Source organism: Pseudoalteromonas sp. GABNS16E, assembly GCF_028598715.1.
In the GTDB taxonomy this organism is placed as follows: Bacteria; Pseudomonadota; Gammaproteobacteria; order Enterobacterales; family Alteromonadaceae; genus Pseudoalteromonas; species Pseudoalteromonas atlantica.
Map to the genome: position 1 here is coordinate 1 of NZ_JAQREZ010000006.1, position 16,483 is coordinate 16,483.

Here is a 16,483-nt window from a genome sequence, read left to right on the forward strand (position 1 = left end):
TTCAGCTTGCTTCAAAATAGTGAGGATCTGACTGTCTGTAAAATGTGCTTTTTTCATAATTTTCTCCTGTGTTTACAATAAGAGAAAATTCTACGTTTGGCATCTATTATTTTTCGGGGGGATTACCGTGGCTAGCTTCATTTTTATCGACCTTACTTTCATTTTAATACTAATAATAATAAGCGTTAAAAACGACATTAAGCTAATTAGTAGAGTTAAATCTAATATCGGTGACTTGGCGAGTTGTGTGTTTGTAGGTGTGACGGGCAAAGCGTCAGGCTTATTTTGTTGTTGCCTAATGTAGCTTTGGCTTATCCAATCAACGGCGTTGATCCACTGAATTTTATCAGGGTTATCATTACCAAGCTTGCTCATTACATAGGCGTCGTTATTAAGCGATTTAGCAAGGTTAATTAACTGCTCCCAAAATACATGTTCAGTGCCTAGCGCATCTATTTCTTGTAGGTGCTGCTTTAACCTTTCTGCGCCCATGCTGTTTATATTTGGTTGCTCTAGAGTTTTTGCGTAACTGTTTATATGCGTTGAAAAACGAGCAAAATAGCTATCAATTTTTTTCTGCGCCCCTTGGTTAAGCTCATCTGTGTTGTGGGTGTTAGGCAAGGTGACTTCTGGGTGCTTTTTTTGATTTGCTAAGTACTGCTTATAATGAACGTAATTTAATGTTGTTGAGGGCGAAGCTGATGAGCTGTCTATCATACTCATTTTAAGTGTGTTAAAGCTTATTACTGCTGAGCAAATAAGGCAGATGAATAATAAGCTATAACAAAAAAATAATGCGCTTTGCAGTGCTAATTTGGGCAAGGCGGTTGGGCTATTTACGCCGGATTTTTTAATGCTGGTTATTGTATTAGCTATGTTTTTTACAGCAGGCTCATTGTGAGCAACAACCAGTTTAGTACCCGCGGCATTTTGAGGCGCCCTTACACTTGCGTGCGGTTCTACCTTGGTGATTAAACCAAAACTTTTTAGTTTAGATTCTGTTTTAACTGCATCAATACTCGATAGGTCTTTGACGAGTGCGTAGGCTCGGCCATCAAATAACTTTACAGCGACATTATGGGGAATTTTTAAAAACTGACAGAGTTGCTCTTGTACGGTACTAATGTCAGCATTTTGGTGTAACTGACCATTAAAAATAATTTTAAATGAGGCGCTCACGCTATGTCCTTATTCGTGCAACGTCCATTGAGGAATTTTTATTATTGTTTTAACACGCTGTTAATTTACCAGATAAAATAAGGGGTTTCTAGTATTTAGCCTTATTAAACTAGTAAAAAAGCCTGAACAAAATTTGCTCTGTTGAGTTTTTAACGCATTGTTTTGTGGTGATTTTAGTGGAAGTGCTTGTTTTTCATGTTGTTTTATTAGGAACGCGGTGTGTAGGCTTTTATAAAGCGATTTAAACGTGTTGTTTACATTTAATAAATATAGTGAAGCAAGGGAGGGCGCGTGCGATTTAGCATTTAAATACGTTGCCCTTTGCAAGGGGGTTTACAAAGGGCAACCAGAGTGTTTATTTTACAGCTGCTTTAATGGGCGTTTCGCCGTCAAATAGTTCAAAAACGCGGTTGCCATTAAATGCGTTAGTAGCAATATGTAATAGGGCATTGGCAACGTTTTCGCGGCTAATTTTAGCTTTAGAACGATCGTTTGGACGCTCGGTGGTTACTTTCATTGAGGCGCTTTCATCGGTCAGCCCACCTGGGCGCACTATGGTGTAGTTTAAGCCACTGTTGATAAGGTGCTCATCGGCCATATGTTTGGCAACTAAGTAAGGTTTTAAGTCGCTTTCAATTGAGTCTGGATCGTCAGCGCCAATAGAGCTAATCATAATAAAATGCTTTACGCCATGCTCTTTAGCATACGTTGCTGCTTTGGTGGCTGCCCATAAATCAATAAGCACGGTTTTATCTGTGCCTGTACTTCCGCCAGAGCCAGCAGCAAAAATAACTTGATCGCAATCTTTTAACGCATCAGAAAAATCTCCTTCGAGATCTTGCTCCACAATGGTTAAAAATGGACTATCTAAATCATCTAACTTACTTTTATCACGCACTAATGCAGATACATTTTGCTCATTGTTTAAAAGCAACTTGGTTGCCATTTTACCAATTTGTCCGCTAGCGCCAATAATTAGGGTCTTACTCATAATTAATTCCTTCTCAATTTAGTGTAAAGGTATTTAGTACAAATAGACCTTGGGGTAGGCATTCGTTTTTAAAGGGTAAAACGCTGTTTTTCTCTACAAAGTGGTTATTTAAAAGTAAATAAAAATTGAGTCTGAACTGAGCATGAAAATTAGCCGCTTTTTACTGTGTTTATTCAATCATTATGCTGACTTCGGTAACATAATTATGATGGTATAAACTGATGCGAACAGCATGGTTTTGGTAGTTATAGTAAAGGGTGCGGTAGTTATTATCGCCTTTGCTGTTAATGGGGTCACCAAGGGCCTGCTGATAAAATTTAGAAATAGCATCAATAGAAGCAGCTAAATACCCTGTTCTAACCAGTGGGTATTCGCCAGTTACATCCATGGTGGTGATGAATTCTTCAGGTAAGGGGATGGCGGTTACGTCTTGGCTAAATGTGTTAAACGATATAGCGGCGAGTAATGTTACAGCACAGGTTAAAGCTTTCATTGTGATCCTTTTATTGATACCCATCCGCATTCATACATATGGTGCGCATTGGTTATATAATACCAGTGCGCAATAATACTTAATCATTTTGCGGTGCTAACCGTGTCGCTACCTGTTTTAAAAAATTCTTATTTAGAACAACTAAATAGCGAACTTTTTTCTTAGCCATCAACAGGTTTTTCCAGCCTCAAAATTGATCACTTAATTAAGCGGATTGGTATAAATTCCTTTTATGGTTATTATTTTACGCAAAAAATGAATGATGTCATTTAAATTTTATTTCGTATTAAATCACGTACTATAAAACGCGCAGGGTGAATGGCCTGGCTTACACGCTCGCTGAGTGGGCGTGGTTCATTATTTAACGTGCTAATAAAGTGCTCGCTTAATAACGGTGCGCTGCATAATGCGCGCGCTCCAAATCCGGTAAAAATATGTAAGCCTTGTTGTGGCTTGCATAGAGGTGAGTATTGATAGCGTTTACCTAAGCGTAAATTAGCAAAGGCGGTGCTGTAATCGCTTTGCTCACACCATTGTCCTGCCATTGGTAAGTGATCTATAAACGTGCAGCGCACAGCTGCTTTAGCACAGGTAATGTCACCTAATGTGGTGGCAAAGTCGCTTTGATGGTAAAAGCTAAGTAGTTGCTCATGGTTTAGCTGGTTGTCTTTGTCTGTAACGGCGCGACTTTTTGTGTTTTTTTCAAATGTAGCGCCCATACAGTGTTTACCTAAATAGGCGGGGGTAAAATAACCTTTATGGCACAACACGGTTTTAAGCTGCTTAGATTGTTCACTCGCTTGAATATGCGATACTTGACCACGTACCCCTACAATAGGTAATGCGTTTGTTTGTTCAAACGCATCGCTATGCTCACCTGCACATATTATTACATCACTAAAAGGGCCATATTGGGTATGCTTGTGGGTTAAATACCAGCCTGCATCGGTTTTAGTAAGCTGCTGTATATGGCAATTAAAATAGCTATTAACGGAATTAAGGCTATTGGCCGCTTTTAGCATTGCCTCAACTAGCTGGGGTGGGTTTACCCAACCGCCTTGCTCAAAATAAACGCCGGGGTAGCCGGTTTTTACGCCCGCCAGTTTATCTCCTTGCTCTACAGTTACATTGCGCATTAAGGCTTGAGGCCATAACTGTTTTTGTTCTAAGTTTTGATGTTTATCGGCAAGAGGCTTTTTTACCGCATGTTGCAGTACACCGCACCAGCTATAATCAAAATTAAAGCCGTTTTTTAGTAGTTGTTGGTAACTGCGTTTAGCGTATAAAAAACTGTGCGCAAATAATTCACTATGAGGTGAGTTTTTAGCTTGCAGATGGGGGTAAACCGCGCCTTGTACGTTATGTGAAGCGCCCATAGCTGGTTTTTCATCTTGACAAAATAGGCTACTTTTAATGCCACGCTTAGCCAAACTGTGCAAAATACAGCTACTCGCAATCCCTCCGCCAATTACAGCAACATGCTCTAGCTTGGCAGGGGGTTGTTCAAAGTATGGGGGTGATGACTGTGCACTATTAGCGTGTGCTAATTGGCCTATCAGCATTTCGCGTTTACGCCCAAAGCCTTTCGCTTTTTGCATGCTAAAGCCTGCAGCTATTAAGCCTCGGCGTACAAAGCCAGCAGCGGTAAATGTGGCAAGTGTTGCATGCTTGCGCGATATATCAACCATGGCATTAAACACACTTTGTTGCCACATGTCAGGGTTTTTACTTGGTGCAAAGCCATCTAAAAACCACGCATCGACTATCCCTGATTGCGGGTAGCTCATTGCATTTATTGAATCAAGCACGTCGCCAAAATACAAATCAAGAATAACTTGGCCGTTATTAAATTCTATACGATGACAGCCGCCTAAGTTTATAGGGTAGTGCGTTATTAATTCGTCACTAAGCTTGTTTAATGTTGGCCACGCTTGCAGTGCTTTTTTTAGATCATCAGCATTAAGCGGGTATTTTTCAAACGAAATAAAATGCAACCGCTTAACCCGTTTGTCTACTTGATTTTGAACTTGTTGATTGGCAAGGTGGTCATTAAAGTGTTGCCATGCATTTAAAAAGTTTAAACCAGTACCAAAACCGGTTTCGGCAATAACAAAATGCGTTTGGTCATGATTTTGTAACCGCGCCTGTATATTGTTTTGTTGATAAAACACGTAATGCGATTCAGCAAGGCCGTCGTCATTAGAAAAATAAACATCGTCAAAGTTATCGGCTACCGGTGTGCCTACTTCATTAAAGTGTATTTGGGCGTTTTTTATCATGACTTATTAAATTTTTAGACAGTATTTTTTAATTATTTTACGGGTTTTCTTTGAAATAGTCTGGCGTTATTTATAAGCTATTAAATTCAGAGTACAGGTGTACGCTAGAAAGCTGACCACTTAACACCTAAAAACAGCGTAAAATACACAGTAATTTAGTATCAAGCTAAGGGAATTACCCATGAGAAGAGCCGTAATTACGGGTATCGGTGTTGTATCAAGCATCGGTAATAACAAACAAGAAGTATTAGAGTCACTAAAAGCGGGCAAAAGCGGTATTGCTTTTAACCAAGAATTTGCCGATTACAACTTACGTAGTAATGTATCGGGCAAAATTGATATTGATGTTAAAGAACACGTAGACCGTAAAGCAATGCGCTTTATGGGTGATGCTGCTGCTTACTCTTATATTTCTATGAAGCAAGCAATTGAAGATGCTGGCTTATCTGATGAGCAAGTATCTAATGAGCGCACGGGTTTATTAGTTGGCTCTGGTGGTGGCTCTTCAAAGTGGCAAGTAGAAGCGGCCGATATTTTGCGCGAAAAAGGCGTAAAGCGTGTAGGTCCTTATATGGTTCCGCGTACGATGGCAAGCACGACATCGGCTTGTTTAGCAACGCCATTTAAAATTAAAGGCGTTAATTATTCTATAAGTTCTGCGTGTGCAACATCTGCACATTGTATTGGCCACGCTGTTGAGCAAATTCAATTAGGCAAGCAAGATGTTATTTTTGCCGGTGGTGGTGAAGAGCTCCACTGGACTCTTGCAATGGAATTTGACGCAATGGGCGCGTTATCTACCAAATATAACGAAACACCAGAAAAAGCATCTCGTACGTACGATGCAAACCGCGATGGTTTTGTTATTTCTGCTGGTGGCGGTATTGTTGTAGTAGAGGAGCTTGAGCATGCACTTGCTCGTGGCGCACATATTTACGCAGAAATTGTAGGCTACGGTGCTACATCTGATGGCTACGACATGGTAGCACCTTCAGGTGAAGGCGCAGTACGCTGTATGCGCCAAGCAATGCAAGGTGTTGATACACCAATTGATTATTTAAACACGCACGGTACGTCTACGCCAGTAGGGGATGTTAAAGAGCTAGGCGCTATTCAAGAAGTGTTTGGTGGTAACTCGCCGCTTATTAGTGCAACTAAATCTTTAACGGGTCACGCACTAGGTGCTGCGGGTGTTCACGAAGCTATTTTCTCAATTTTAATGATGGAAAACGACTTTGTAGCGCCATCTATTAACGTAGATGAGCTAGATGAGCAAGCACAAGGCCTTAACATTGTAACTGAGCGCCGTGATGCACAGCTTAATACTGTTATGTCTAATAGCTTTGGTTTTGGTGGTACAAACGCCACATTAGTTATGAGCAAATATAAAGGTTAATTCGTTTTCTCTTTATAGTGATTAAAAGCCGAGCATTGCTCGGCTTTTTAGTTTGTGTAATGGCTCGGTTGTTCGTTACAATAGCGCCTCATTTTGCCATACGGACTCCCCAATGAAGATTCTTGCCGATCAAAACATGCCTTTAGTTGAGCAGTATTTTGCAGACTTTGGTGAGGTAACGCGCTTTGATGGACGAAACTTAACACCCGATGCGTTAATTGATGTTGATGTATTACTTACGCGTTCGGTTACTAAAGTAAACAGTGACTTGCTTGCCCACGCTAATAAATTAAGCTTTGTAGGTACCGCCACTATTGGTGTTGATCATATAGATACTCAGTTACTAAACGATAAAGGCATTGCCTTTAGTAGTGCCCCAGGTTGCAATGCAGTGGCGGTGGCTGAGTATGTAATAAGTAGCTTGTTTGCCTTAAGCCAAGAAAACGCAGCCCCTTTAAGTGGTCAAACAATAGGTATTGTTGGGGTGGGTAACATTGGCAGCTGTTTAGCACAAAAACTAAAAGCACTTAATGTTGATGTTTTATTATGTGACCCAATTAAACATGAGCAGGGCTTATTAGCCGAGCATGTTGAGCTTGACGAACTACTTGAGCGCGTAGATGCGGTTACCTTTCATGTACCGCTGATTAAAACCGGTGAGCACAAAACGCATCATTTAATTGATGAAAAACGCCTTAAAGCGTTAAAGCCTGGGTTAGCAGTTATAAATGCGAGCCGCGGAGAAGTAATTGATAATCAAGCTTTGTTATCGGTTATGGAGCAAGGGGCAGACTTAGATTTAGTTTTGGATGTTTGGGAAAACGAGCCTAACATTTTAATTCCATTGCTTGATCATGTGCGCTATGCCAGCGTGCACATTGCCGGCCATACCCTTGAAGGAAAAGCCCGCGGCACACAAATGCTGTACCAAGCATTGTGTAAATTAAAAGGCGTAACCGCAGAAAAATCTCTTGCTGATTTTTTACCACAACCTGCTGTTACAAGCCTAAGTTTACAAAGCAGCTTTACTGAGGCTGATATTGCGCGTTTAGTGCATTTAATTTACGACGTACGCCGTGATGATGGCATTTTGCTGCGTAACTTAGCAAAAGACGGGTTTGATAGTTTACGTAAAAACTACCCAGTCAGGCGTGAGTTTAGCACTTTAACGGTAAAAGGGAGTGCACAGCATACAGATGCACTCGCTCAGCTTGGCTTTAACACCGCAAACTAATTTAACTAGTAGTGTTGTTTTAACACTGCTTAAAGAGGATAAAATATGTCGCAAAAATATAACGTTGCTGTACTTGGCGCTACAGGCTTAGTAGGTCGTCAAATTATTGAAACCCTGGAAGATCGTAAATTTCCGGTAGACCAACTTTTTTTACTAGCCAGTAGCCGCAGCGCAGGTGAAGACATAAAGTTTCGTGGTGAAACCATTGAAGTGCAAGACGTAGAAGGCTTTGACTTTAGCCAAGCACACATAGGTTTGTTTTCAGCTGGTGGCAGTGTATCAGAAAAATACGCGCCAATTGCAGCCGATGCGGGCTGTGTTGTAATTGATAACACCTCACATTTTAGAAATGATTTTGAAGTACCGCTAGTGGTACCAGAAGTTAATGCAGCAAGCCTTGAAGACTTTAGAAATCGCAATATTATTGCAAACCCTAACTGCTCTACTATTCAAATGATGCTAGCGCTTAAACCAATTTACGATGCTTATGGTATTGACCGCATTAATGTATCTACATACCAAGCCGTATCTGGTGCAGGCAAAGAAGCCGTAGATGAACTAGCAAAACAAACAGCTAATTTAATGAATGCTCGCCCAATGGAAAACGAAATTTTTCCTAAGCAAATTGCATTTAACGTTATTCCTCAAATAGATACCTTTGAAGATAACGGCTACACGCGCGAAGAAATGAAAATGGTAAACGAAACGCATAAAATTTTGGGTGATACCACTATTGCTGTTAACCCAACCTGTGTACGTGTACCTGTATTTTTTGGCCACTCTGAGTCAATCAACATTGAAACACGCATGCAGTATGACTTTGAGCACGTTAAACAGCTTTTAAATGATGCCCCAGGAGTCGAGCTTATTGAAGATGAGGGCGATTACCCAACCGCGGTTTCAGATGCCAGTGGTAATGATACAGTTTACGTAGGCCGCTTACGCGCTGATATTTCGCACCCTCATGGTTTAAATATGTGGGTTGTAAGTGATAACACCCGCAAAGGGGCTGCCACTAATAGTGTGCAAATAGCAGAAGAGTTAATCGCTAACTACTTATAAATACCCGCTAATATTGTGTGTAAATTAAGCGGCAAACTTTTATAGTTTGCCGCTTTTGTATTTAAGGGAGCCAAATTATTGCCGCTTAGCGTTGCTACTAAACTAAACGCCTTGATCTATCACGATAAAATAGTATTAAGAATAAAGTTTTAAGGTATTTATTTTCAAAGCGTTGCAATGGATATTAGGCCGCAACTGGTTTATAGTTTGTAACTGGAATAGAGCTTGCAATAAAAATAGATTGTAATAACAAATGTAGATCAGCTATTTGGCTGGTTACGGCAAGAATAATTAATGTTGAGCAGCTAAATAAATAGCAAAGCATTTAACATTTACACATTAAAGGATCAGCATGCGCGGTTTAGCTTCACTTATTATATTAGCGTCTGCATTGGTAGTAACTCCAATTTACTCTCAAGACAGCACCCAATTAAAGGGGCCAAAAGGCGCTGACTATGGTGCGCAAGGGCGATCAATAGGGCCTATAAAGCCAACCGATACACTATGGCGTATTGCTGCCAAAGTACGCCCAGATAACTCAGTTAGTATTTACCAAGTTATGCAAGCCTTGTATAACAAAAATCCTAATTCTTTTTTAGAACAAAACCTAAACCACATGCAAAGTGGTGCATATTTAAAAATACCCACCTTAGCGGAAATTAGACGCGTAAATCCACAGCTTGCTAAACAACGCTCAGAGCAAGATGACGCGCTGTGGGAAAAAAAGAAAAATGGCACACTAACCACCAGTGAAATTAACGCCGCGCAAACTAAAGTAACACAAGCTCGTAAAGCCGATGTTGACGACGCTAAAAAAGAAATTCAAAAAGAATTAAATGAAATAAAAACGCAGCAAGGTAATAAGCTTGTAGAGCTGCAGCAGCAATTTAAAAGCTCGGTTAATAATGTAGAAGAAATATTAGCTGAGAATAATAATCTCAAAAAACAATTGTCGGGTATTTCAAAAGAGCTTGCCAATGTAAAAGAACAGCTAGGCCAAGACAGCGAAATTCAAAAACAGCTAAAAGAGCTAATAGAAAAACAAAACGAAATAATAGCTCAGCAAAAAGTGCAAGAAGTACCAAAAGAAGAACCTTTTGACCTAGGCGCTTTAATGTCTAACCCACTTGTGCTTATTTTATTAATGACCATTCCTGCGTTATTAATTATTTTTGCTGTGGTGATGTTTTTACGAAAGCGCGCCAACAAAGACGAAGAAGCTCAAGATGACGATGATTTTCTGCCACAAACGCCCAGCTTTACCGAAGACGAGCCGCAAAGTAATGATGCGTTAGACGATCCAATCATTCCTGACCCTCTTGATGATTTAGATATTCAATTAGATGACAATCATAGCAACGATATTTTGCCAGAGGAGGATATTGCATTTGATGATTCTCTCGATGATGCGTTAGACGATGAATTTTCTGATTCAGAAAACTTGCTCGATCAAGACGAATTAGAAAGCCTATTAAGTGATGATATTGTTTTTGATGACGAAGGCAGTGAAGGGGACGAGTTAGACGTTTTCATGCAGCAGGGCTTTGATGAACCTGTAGATGAAAAACAAGATGATGAAATTGACCTTGATTTAGATGATACAAAAGATTCAGACGATATTTTAAGCAGTGACGACCTAGACGATTTATTTGACGAGGACGATAGCCTGCCTGAAATTGACTTGCCTGGGGTTGAGCAGCCTACCGCGGATAGCAGCTTAGAAAGCAATGATGAGTTGGCCGCCTTAAGCGAAGAGCTAGCCCAAGAAGAGGATGATGACTTTGATATTGATGAATTATTAGATCAACAAGCTGATAAAGAATCACCAAAAGACGATGACTTTGATTTAGACGACATAGACAGCTTAATTGATGAAGCCGGCGATACACCTGATGAAACCCCTGCTGATGCGCTGGTTGAAGAAAACGATGACTTTGATTTAGACGACATAGACAGCTTAATTGATGAAGCGGGCGGTACACCTGATGAAACCCCTGCTGATGCGCTAGTTGAAGAAAGCGATGACTTTGATTTAGACGACATAGACAGCTTAATTGATGAAGCGGGCGATACAACCGAAGAAACCCCTGCTGATGCGCTAGTTGAAGAAAGCGATGACTTTGATTTAGACGACATAGACAGCTTAATTGATAAAGCCGGCGATACAACCGAAGAAGCTCCTGCTGATGCGCTAGTTGAAGAAAGCGATGACTTTGATTTAGACGACATAGACAGCTTAATTGATGAAGTTGAAGATTCATCTGTCGCTCAAGTAGCAACAGATAATAATACTGAGCGAAATATTGATAGCGCATTAGCTGATTCAGTCGAAGATCTAGCTGATGCACAGGAAGATTTTGACGAAGATGATATTGAAACATTAGCGTCTTCACTTATTGATGAGCCAGAGCTTGTAGAAGAGCCAGAGCTCGAAGAAGAGCCTGAACTTGTAGAAGAGCCTGAGCTTGTAGAAGAGCCTGAGCTTGTAGAAGAGCCAGAACTTGAAGAAGAGCCTGAACTTGAAGAAGAGCCTGAACTTGTAGGAGAGCCAGAACTTGTAGAAGAGCCTGAACTTGTAGAAGAGCCTGAACTTGTAGAAGAACCTGAACTTGTAGAAGAACCTGAACTTGTAGAAGAACCTGAACTTGAAGAAGAACCAGAGCTCGAAGAAGAGCCTGAACTCGAAGAAAAACCAGAGCTTGAAGATGAGCCAGAGCTTGAAGATGAGCCTGAGCTTGCAGACGAGCCAGAACTTCGCGAGGAACCAGAGCTTGATGCTGACTTGCTTGAAAACACTGACTTTACAGATAGTTCAGAAACGTTACTCGACCCAGAGGATGCACAGGAAGAGTACACCGACGATACCCTAAAAAGTGTTGATGAATTACTCAACGAGCTACAGCAGGCTACAGACGAAGACTATGTTGAAAACCCTGATTGGGCGTTAGATGATCTTGATGATGACATTGAAGAGGTAGAGGTTGATTTAGGTGACGATCCGCTTGATTCACAAGAAAAACCAGTGAGTCCGCTTTTAGATACTCAACCTGAAAATGATGTTGTAAATGATACGCTTAGTGATGATATAGACTTTTCAGATGATAAGCCCGAGACGTTAGATGTAACAGAGCAACAGCAATATCTTCCTGATGAGTTATTGGGAGATGAGCTTGATGGTGATGCAACAGGCATGCAGCCAAGCCAAGCTGAACAAGACTTAGCAAACGCACTTTCAGGCAGTGAATTAGATAGCTTAGAAGACGACTTTGATGATGAGTTACTCATTGATAACGATTTTTCAGAGCCAGAGCTTGAGCCGAAGCATACCGATGATATAGGTGCAGATGATAACCACGCTCAAGTGCCGTCATCACTAGATGAATTAACTGATGATGAAAGCGAGCTAGATTTATCTGAAAATACGGATGAAGACGAAGGGGTTTTCGATGATGATTTATTGCAAAGCGTTGATGAGTTAGACGACGAGCTCAATGCTTTATTAGATGAGCAAGTAACTCCAAGTGAAGAACTTGACGAGTACCCTGAGTTAGAGCTTGATAACGATGACGAAATTGATTTAGATGATCAGCAATCATATAGTCCGCAAGAGTTACAAGGTGATGAACTTGATGGACAAGCAAGCGGAATGGCGCCAAGCCAAGCTGAGCAAGACTTAGCAAATGCACTTGCTGGTAACACTGGTATTGATGCGTTAGAAGCCGACCTAGATGACGAGCCGCTGATTGACGATGAGCTTGATGCGCCTTTACCGCAGGAGGAACCTCTAGGTGAAGCGCAAGCAACGGATAGTGCGCAGGAACAACCTGATTTTGACGATGCAATTTTAGAACAAGCACTTTCAGAAGATGTTGAAGATGAAATAACAAATTCGCAATTAGAAGCCGAGCTAACACAGGCTGCTGATGATCAAACTAATGAAGACGTTATACCCGACGAGCAGCTAGACGATGAATTTATGGCTGACTTAACGCAAACCGATTTTGATGCGTTGCTTAGTGAGTTAGGTGAACCGGATGAGTTAAATTTAGAAGATAGCAGCGAATTTGATGTCGACTTTGATAGCCTATTAAACGAAGACTTAGACACTGAAGTTGAAGCGAAAGCGGTACAAGAAGAGCCTTCGCCAAGTGAACAGCAGGCTACAACCGATGACTTTGTTGATATTGACGCGCTACTTGAACAAAGCGATGACTCAGTACTTGAGCACGAGCCCTATGACGAGGTTAATATGGACGTAGGGTTAAGTGACTTTGATTCGTTACTTGCAGGCGATAACCCAACAGATGTTGACTTAGAAAGCGGTGGTTATTCTGCCAAGCTTGATTTGGCAAGAGCATACATTGAAATTGACGACTTTGACTCAGCCCTTAAAGTGATTGAAGATGTTATTGAAAGTGGCCCTGAAGATGTACAAGAAGAAGCGCAAAGTTTAAAAGCTAAACTTAACTAGAGCATCCATGATTATAAAAACCGCATTAGCTTTGTTAATGCGGTTTTTTTATAGGTACGAATAACTCTAACCTATAAAAAGCACTTAATTAGTTTTAGACGTTTATTAAACCCAGGATGTTAAAAGCTCACTAACTTATCGCTGTGTTTTATTGGGGTAAAATAAATTACTTAATTTTGCGAATAACTATAAATAGACGAGGTTACTTTTATTGCACCGCGAGATAGCATAAAATGCCCCGTTCATTAGCACAGTAGGTAAAGCAGTAATTATGCGAGTAGCACTTGGAGTTGAATACAACGGCGCACGTTACAGTGGTTGGCAACGTCAGTCTCATGTAAATAGCGTACAACAAGAAGTAGAAAAAGCGTTGTCGAGCATTTGTAATCATCCGGTTGAAATAGTGTGTGCGGGCCGCACAGATGCAGGTGTGCATGGCACTGGTCAAGTTGTACACTTTGAAACCCATGCTCCCCGTGAGATGGTTGCATTTACTATGGGAATGAACACGTTACTCCCTAAAGATATAGCGATTCGTTTTGCACAACCTGTTAGTGAAGACTTTCATGCACGCTTTAGCGCAACAGCGCGTCGTTATCGTTATGTTATTTATAATTACGCTTATAGAGGCGCAGTTATGAATGAAGGCGTTACGCATTTTCATCACCCACTTGATGAAACAAAAATGCAAGAGGCGTGTCAGTACTTAATTGGCGAGCACGACTTTACCTCTTTTAGAGCGCTGCATTGCCAAGCTAATACAGCAAACAGAACTATTCATCATTTATCGGTACATCGCCAGGGCGATTACGTTATTATTGATATTAAAGCGAACGCTTTTTTACACCATATGGTGCGAAATATTACCGGCTGTTTAATGGATATAGGCCTACACAAGCACCAACCTGTATGGTTAAAAGAGCTATTAGATTTAAAAGAACGTGCTAAAGCCAGTGCCACAGCAAAAGCCGCGGGTCTTTATTTAGTAGATGTAGATTACCCAGAACACTTTAATATTCCTAAAACCCCACTAGGGCCATTATTTTTACCTGACTCGGAATGTTAGTGTTGAATTTATAAGCGTTTATCTAACTACTAAGACCAGTTTTTTATACCGTGTTTGTGTAATTCATGTTTTAATTGAAAAAATCTGTCTGCTACTTATTAGCAGACTCGCGACACAGAACAGCATTAAGAGAGTTGCAAATGAGTTGGTTAGAAAAAATCTTACCTAAAACGACTAAGTCGTCAGGTCGTAAAGAAATTCCAGAAGGCGTTTGGGCTAAATGTACAGCTTGCGATTCAATTTTATATAAAGCTGAACTAGAAAAATCATTAAACGTATGTCCTAAATGCGACCATCACATGCGTGTGAGCGGCCGTAAACGTTTAGAGCACTTTTTAGATGAGGGTGACCGCACGGAGCTTGGCACTGAGCACGAGCCTAAAGATGTATTAAAGTTTAAAGACTCTAAAAAATACTCAGACCGTATTAGCGCAGCCCAAAAATCAAGTGGCGAAAAAGACGCGTTAGTAGCAATGAAGGGCCGCTTAAAAGGTATTCCTGTTGCTGCGGTTGCTTTTGAATTCTCATTTATGGGTGGTTCAATGGCCTCGGTTGTAGGCGCACGTTTTGTTGATGCCGTAGACCAATGTTTAGAGCACAACATGCCATTAGTGTGTTTTTCTGCCTCAGGTGGTGCACGTATGCAAGAAGCGCTTATGTCGCTAATGCAAATGGCTAAAACCAGCGCTGCGCTTGCTAAAATGAGCGAAAAAGGCCTGCCGTTTATATCAGTAATGACCGACCCAACCATGGGTGGTGTATCTGCATCATTAGCGATGTTAGGTGATATTAACGTAGCTGAGCCAAAAGCTTTAATTGGCTTTGCGGGTCCGCGCGTAATTGAGCAAACAGTGCGTGAAACCTTGCCAGGAGGTTTTCAACGCAGTGAGTTCTTATTAGAGCACGGTGCAATTGATATGATTATTGACCGTCGTGAAATGCGCGACACATTAGCACGCGTACTTGCTAAATTTATGAACTTGCCTTCTACCGAACAAGAGCATAGAGTAGCGTAAATTTCAGCTTTACTGATTACACGCTATGACAAATACAATTCCTAGCCAATCATCAAGCCTTGATGATTGGCTTTGTTATTTAGAGAGTGTTCACCCTGCAAATATTGAAATGGGACTCGAACGCGTTGCTACTGTTGCAAATAACATTGGCTTATTAAACACTTCCAGCAAAATTATTCTTATTGGCGGCACAAACGGCAAAGGCACAACTGCACGCTGTTTAGAATCGCTATTACTTGCGCAAGGTTACAGCGTAGGTACGTATGCCTCTCCTCATTTAATTAGATACAACGAGCGTGTGCGCATAAATGGCCAAGAGCTTGATGATCAATACCATGTTGATGCCTTTAACACGCTAGAGCAAGGTCGCGCTAATACGGCGCTTACGTATTTCGAATATGGCACCCTAGGTGCGCTGGCTATTTTTAAACGCTTTGAGGTTGATTATGTGCTGCTTGAGGTTGGTTTGGGCGGGCGCTTTGATGCCACCAATATTGTTACACCTTATGCAAGCGTGATCACCACCATAGATTTAGATCATAAAGAATACCTAGGCGATACACGAGAGTTAGTTGCTTATGATAAGGCAGGCATATTTCGTCAAAACACGCCGGCTATTATTGGTGATTTAAACATACCACATACAATGACCGATTACGGTGCCGATATTAAAGCAGGCATGGTTATATCCGGTACTGATTTTATATTCAAAGAGCACGAAGCGCATTTTACATGGCAATATAAAAATCATAATTTGCTGTTAGATAAGCCAGCGATCCCTGCACAAAATGCAGCAACGGCCTTAACAACCTTAGCTGTGCTAAATTTATTGCCAAGTGATGAGGTAATTAAGCATTGTTTAGCTAACTTAGTTGTTGAGGGACGCTTTGAGCAGTTAAGCACTGCACCTTTAGTGTTTACCGATGTAGCTCACAATCCCGAATCTGCTCGTTATTTAGCACTAAAGCTTGCAAGCTATAAAGATAAAGGCTTTAAAATTCATGCATTAGTCGCTATGCTTGCTGATAAAGATAAAGCGGGTGTACTTAAAGAGGTAAGCCATGTAATTGATCACTGGTCTCTTACTAGCTTGCACATACCTCGTGGCGATAACGTTGAAAATATGGCCGCGGCGTTGCAAACTATACCTCATACAGGCACGCATGAACGCTATAATAGTGTGCACGATGCACTTAATGTAATTATGCCTACACAGCAAAGTGATACGCTTTTAATTGTGTTTGGGTCATTTTTTACTGTTGCAGATGCTATAAACTACTTTAAAAAATAGAGAGA

11 protein-coding genes are annotated in these 16,483 nt (G+C 40.9%); 7 read left to right on the top strand and 4 right to left on the bottom strand.

The features are described from left to right. Positions 1-90: 90 nt before the first annotated feature. The 4 genes from PSI06_RS03940 to mnmC form a co-directional block, all read right to left on the bottom strand. Entirely contained in the window at positions 91-1,179 is a 1,089-nt protein-coding gene (locus PSI06_RS03940) for a hypothetical protein (RefSeq protein WP_273603183.1), read from the bottom strand. A gap of 355 nt (positions 1,180-1,534) precedes the next feature. Then, positions 1,535-2,170: an NAD(P)-binding oxidoreductase gene (locus tag PSI06_RS03945; RefSeq protein ID WP_055253132.1), complete on the bottom strand. Its 636-nt coding sequence runs from the start codon at positions 2,168-2,170 to the stop codon at positions 1,535-1,537. Between the two features lie 169 nt (positions 2,171-2,339). Then, complete coding sequence (locus PSI06_RS03950) at positions 2,340-2,663, bottom strand: hypothetical protein (RefSeq protein ID WP_029772569.1); 324 nt, start codon at positions 2,661-2,663, stop codon at positions 2,340-2,342. Positions 2,664-2,932: 269 nt separating this feature from the next. Continuing rightward, the gene (gene mnmC / locus PSI06_RS03955; protein WP_273603184.1) at positions 2,933-4,942 is read right to left on the bottom strand and encodes a bifunctional tRNA (5-methylaminomethyl-2-thiouridine)(34)-methyltransferase MnmD/FAD-dependent 5-carboxymethylaminomethyl-2-thiouridine(34) oxidoreductase MnmC; all 2,010 of its coding nucleotides are present in this window, start codon (positions 4,940-4,942) and stop codon (positions 2,933-2,935) included. A gap of 181 nt (positions 4,943-5,123) precedes the next feature. On the opposite strand from mnmC, the gene fabB reads away from it, so the two are divergent. The 7 genes from fabB (at position 5,124) to folC (ending at position 16,478) form a co-directional block, all read left to right on the top strand. Next, positions 5,124-6,338 carry a beta-ketoacyl-ACP synthase I gene (gene fabB, locus PSI06_RS03960; RefSeq protein WP_004588393.1) on the top strand — a complete coding sequence of 405 codons (1,215 nt, stop codon included), beginning with the start codon at positions 5,124-5,126 and terminating at the stop codon, positions 6,336-6,338. A 112-nt stretch (positions 6,339-6,450) separates the two neighbouring features. Beyond that, positions 6,451-7,572, top strand: a complete 1,122-nt coding sequence (locus PSI06_RS03965) for a 4-phosphoerythronate dehydrogenase (protein WP_004588394.1) — start codon at positions 6,451-6,453, stop codon at positions 7,570-7,572. A gap of 45 nt (positions 7,573-7,617) precedes the next feature. Then, positions 7,618-8,634, top strand: coding sequence for an aspartate-semialdehyde dehydrogenase (locus PSI06_RS03970; RefSeq protein WP_273603185.1), 1,017 nt, complete (start codon positions 7,618-7,620; stop codon positions 8,632-8,634). 352 nt (positions 8,635-8,986) lie between these two features. Continuing rightward, positions 8,987-13,105, top strand: coding sequence for a FimV/HubP family polar landmark protein (locus PSI06_RS03975; RefSeq protein ID WP_273603186.1), 4,119 nt, complete (start codon positions 8,987-8,989; stop codon positions 13,103-13,105). Between the two features lie 271 nt (positions 13,106-13,376). Continuing rightward, entirely contained in the window at positions 13,377-14,171 is a 795-nt protein-coding gene (truA, locus tag PSI06_RS03980; RefSeq protein ID WP_055253125.1) for a tRNA pseudouridine(38-40) synthase TruA, read from the top strand. A 140-nt stretch (positions 14,172-14,311) separates the two neighbouring features. Further along, the gene (gene accD / locus PSI06_RS03985; RefSeq protein WP_273604984.1) at positions 14,312-15,187 is read left to right on the top strand and encodes an acetyl-CoA carboxylase, carboxyltransferase subunit beta; all 876 of its coding nucleotides are present in this window, start codon (positions 14,312-14,314) and stop codon (positions 15,185-15,187) included. A gap of 25 nt (positions 15,188-15,212) precedes the next feature. Next, the gene (gene folC, locus PSI06_RS03990; protein WP_055253124.1) at positions 15,213-16,478 is read left to right on the top strand and encodes a bifunctional tetrahydrofolate synthase/dihydrofolate synthase; all 1,266 of its coding nucleotides are present in this window, start codon (positions 15,213-15,215) and stop codon (positions 16,476-16,478) included. Positions 16,479-16,483: the final 5 nt, after the last annotated feature.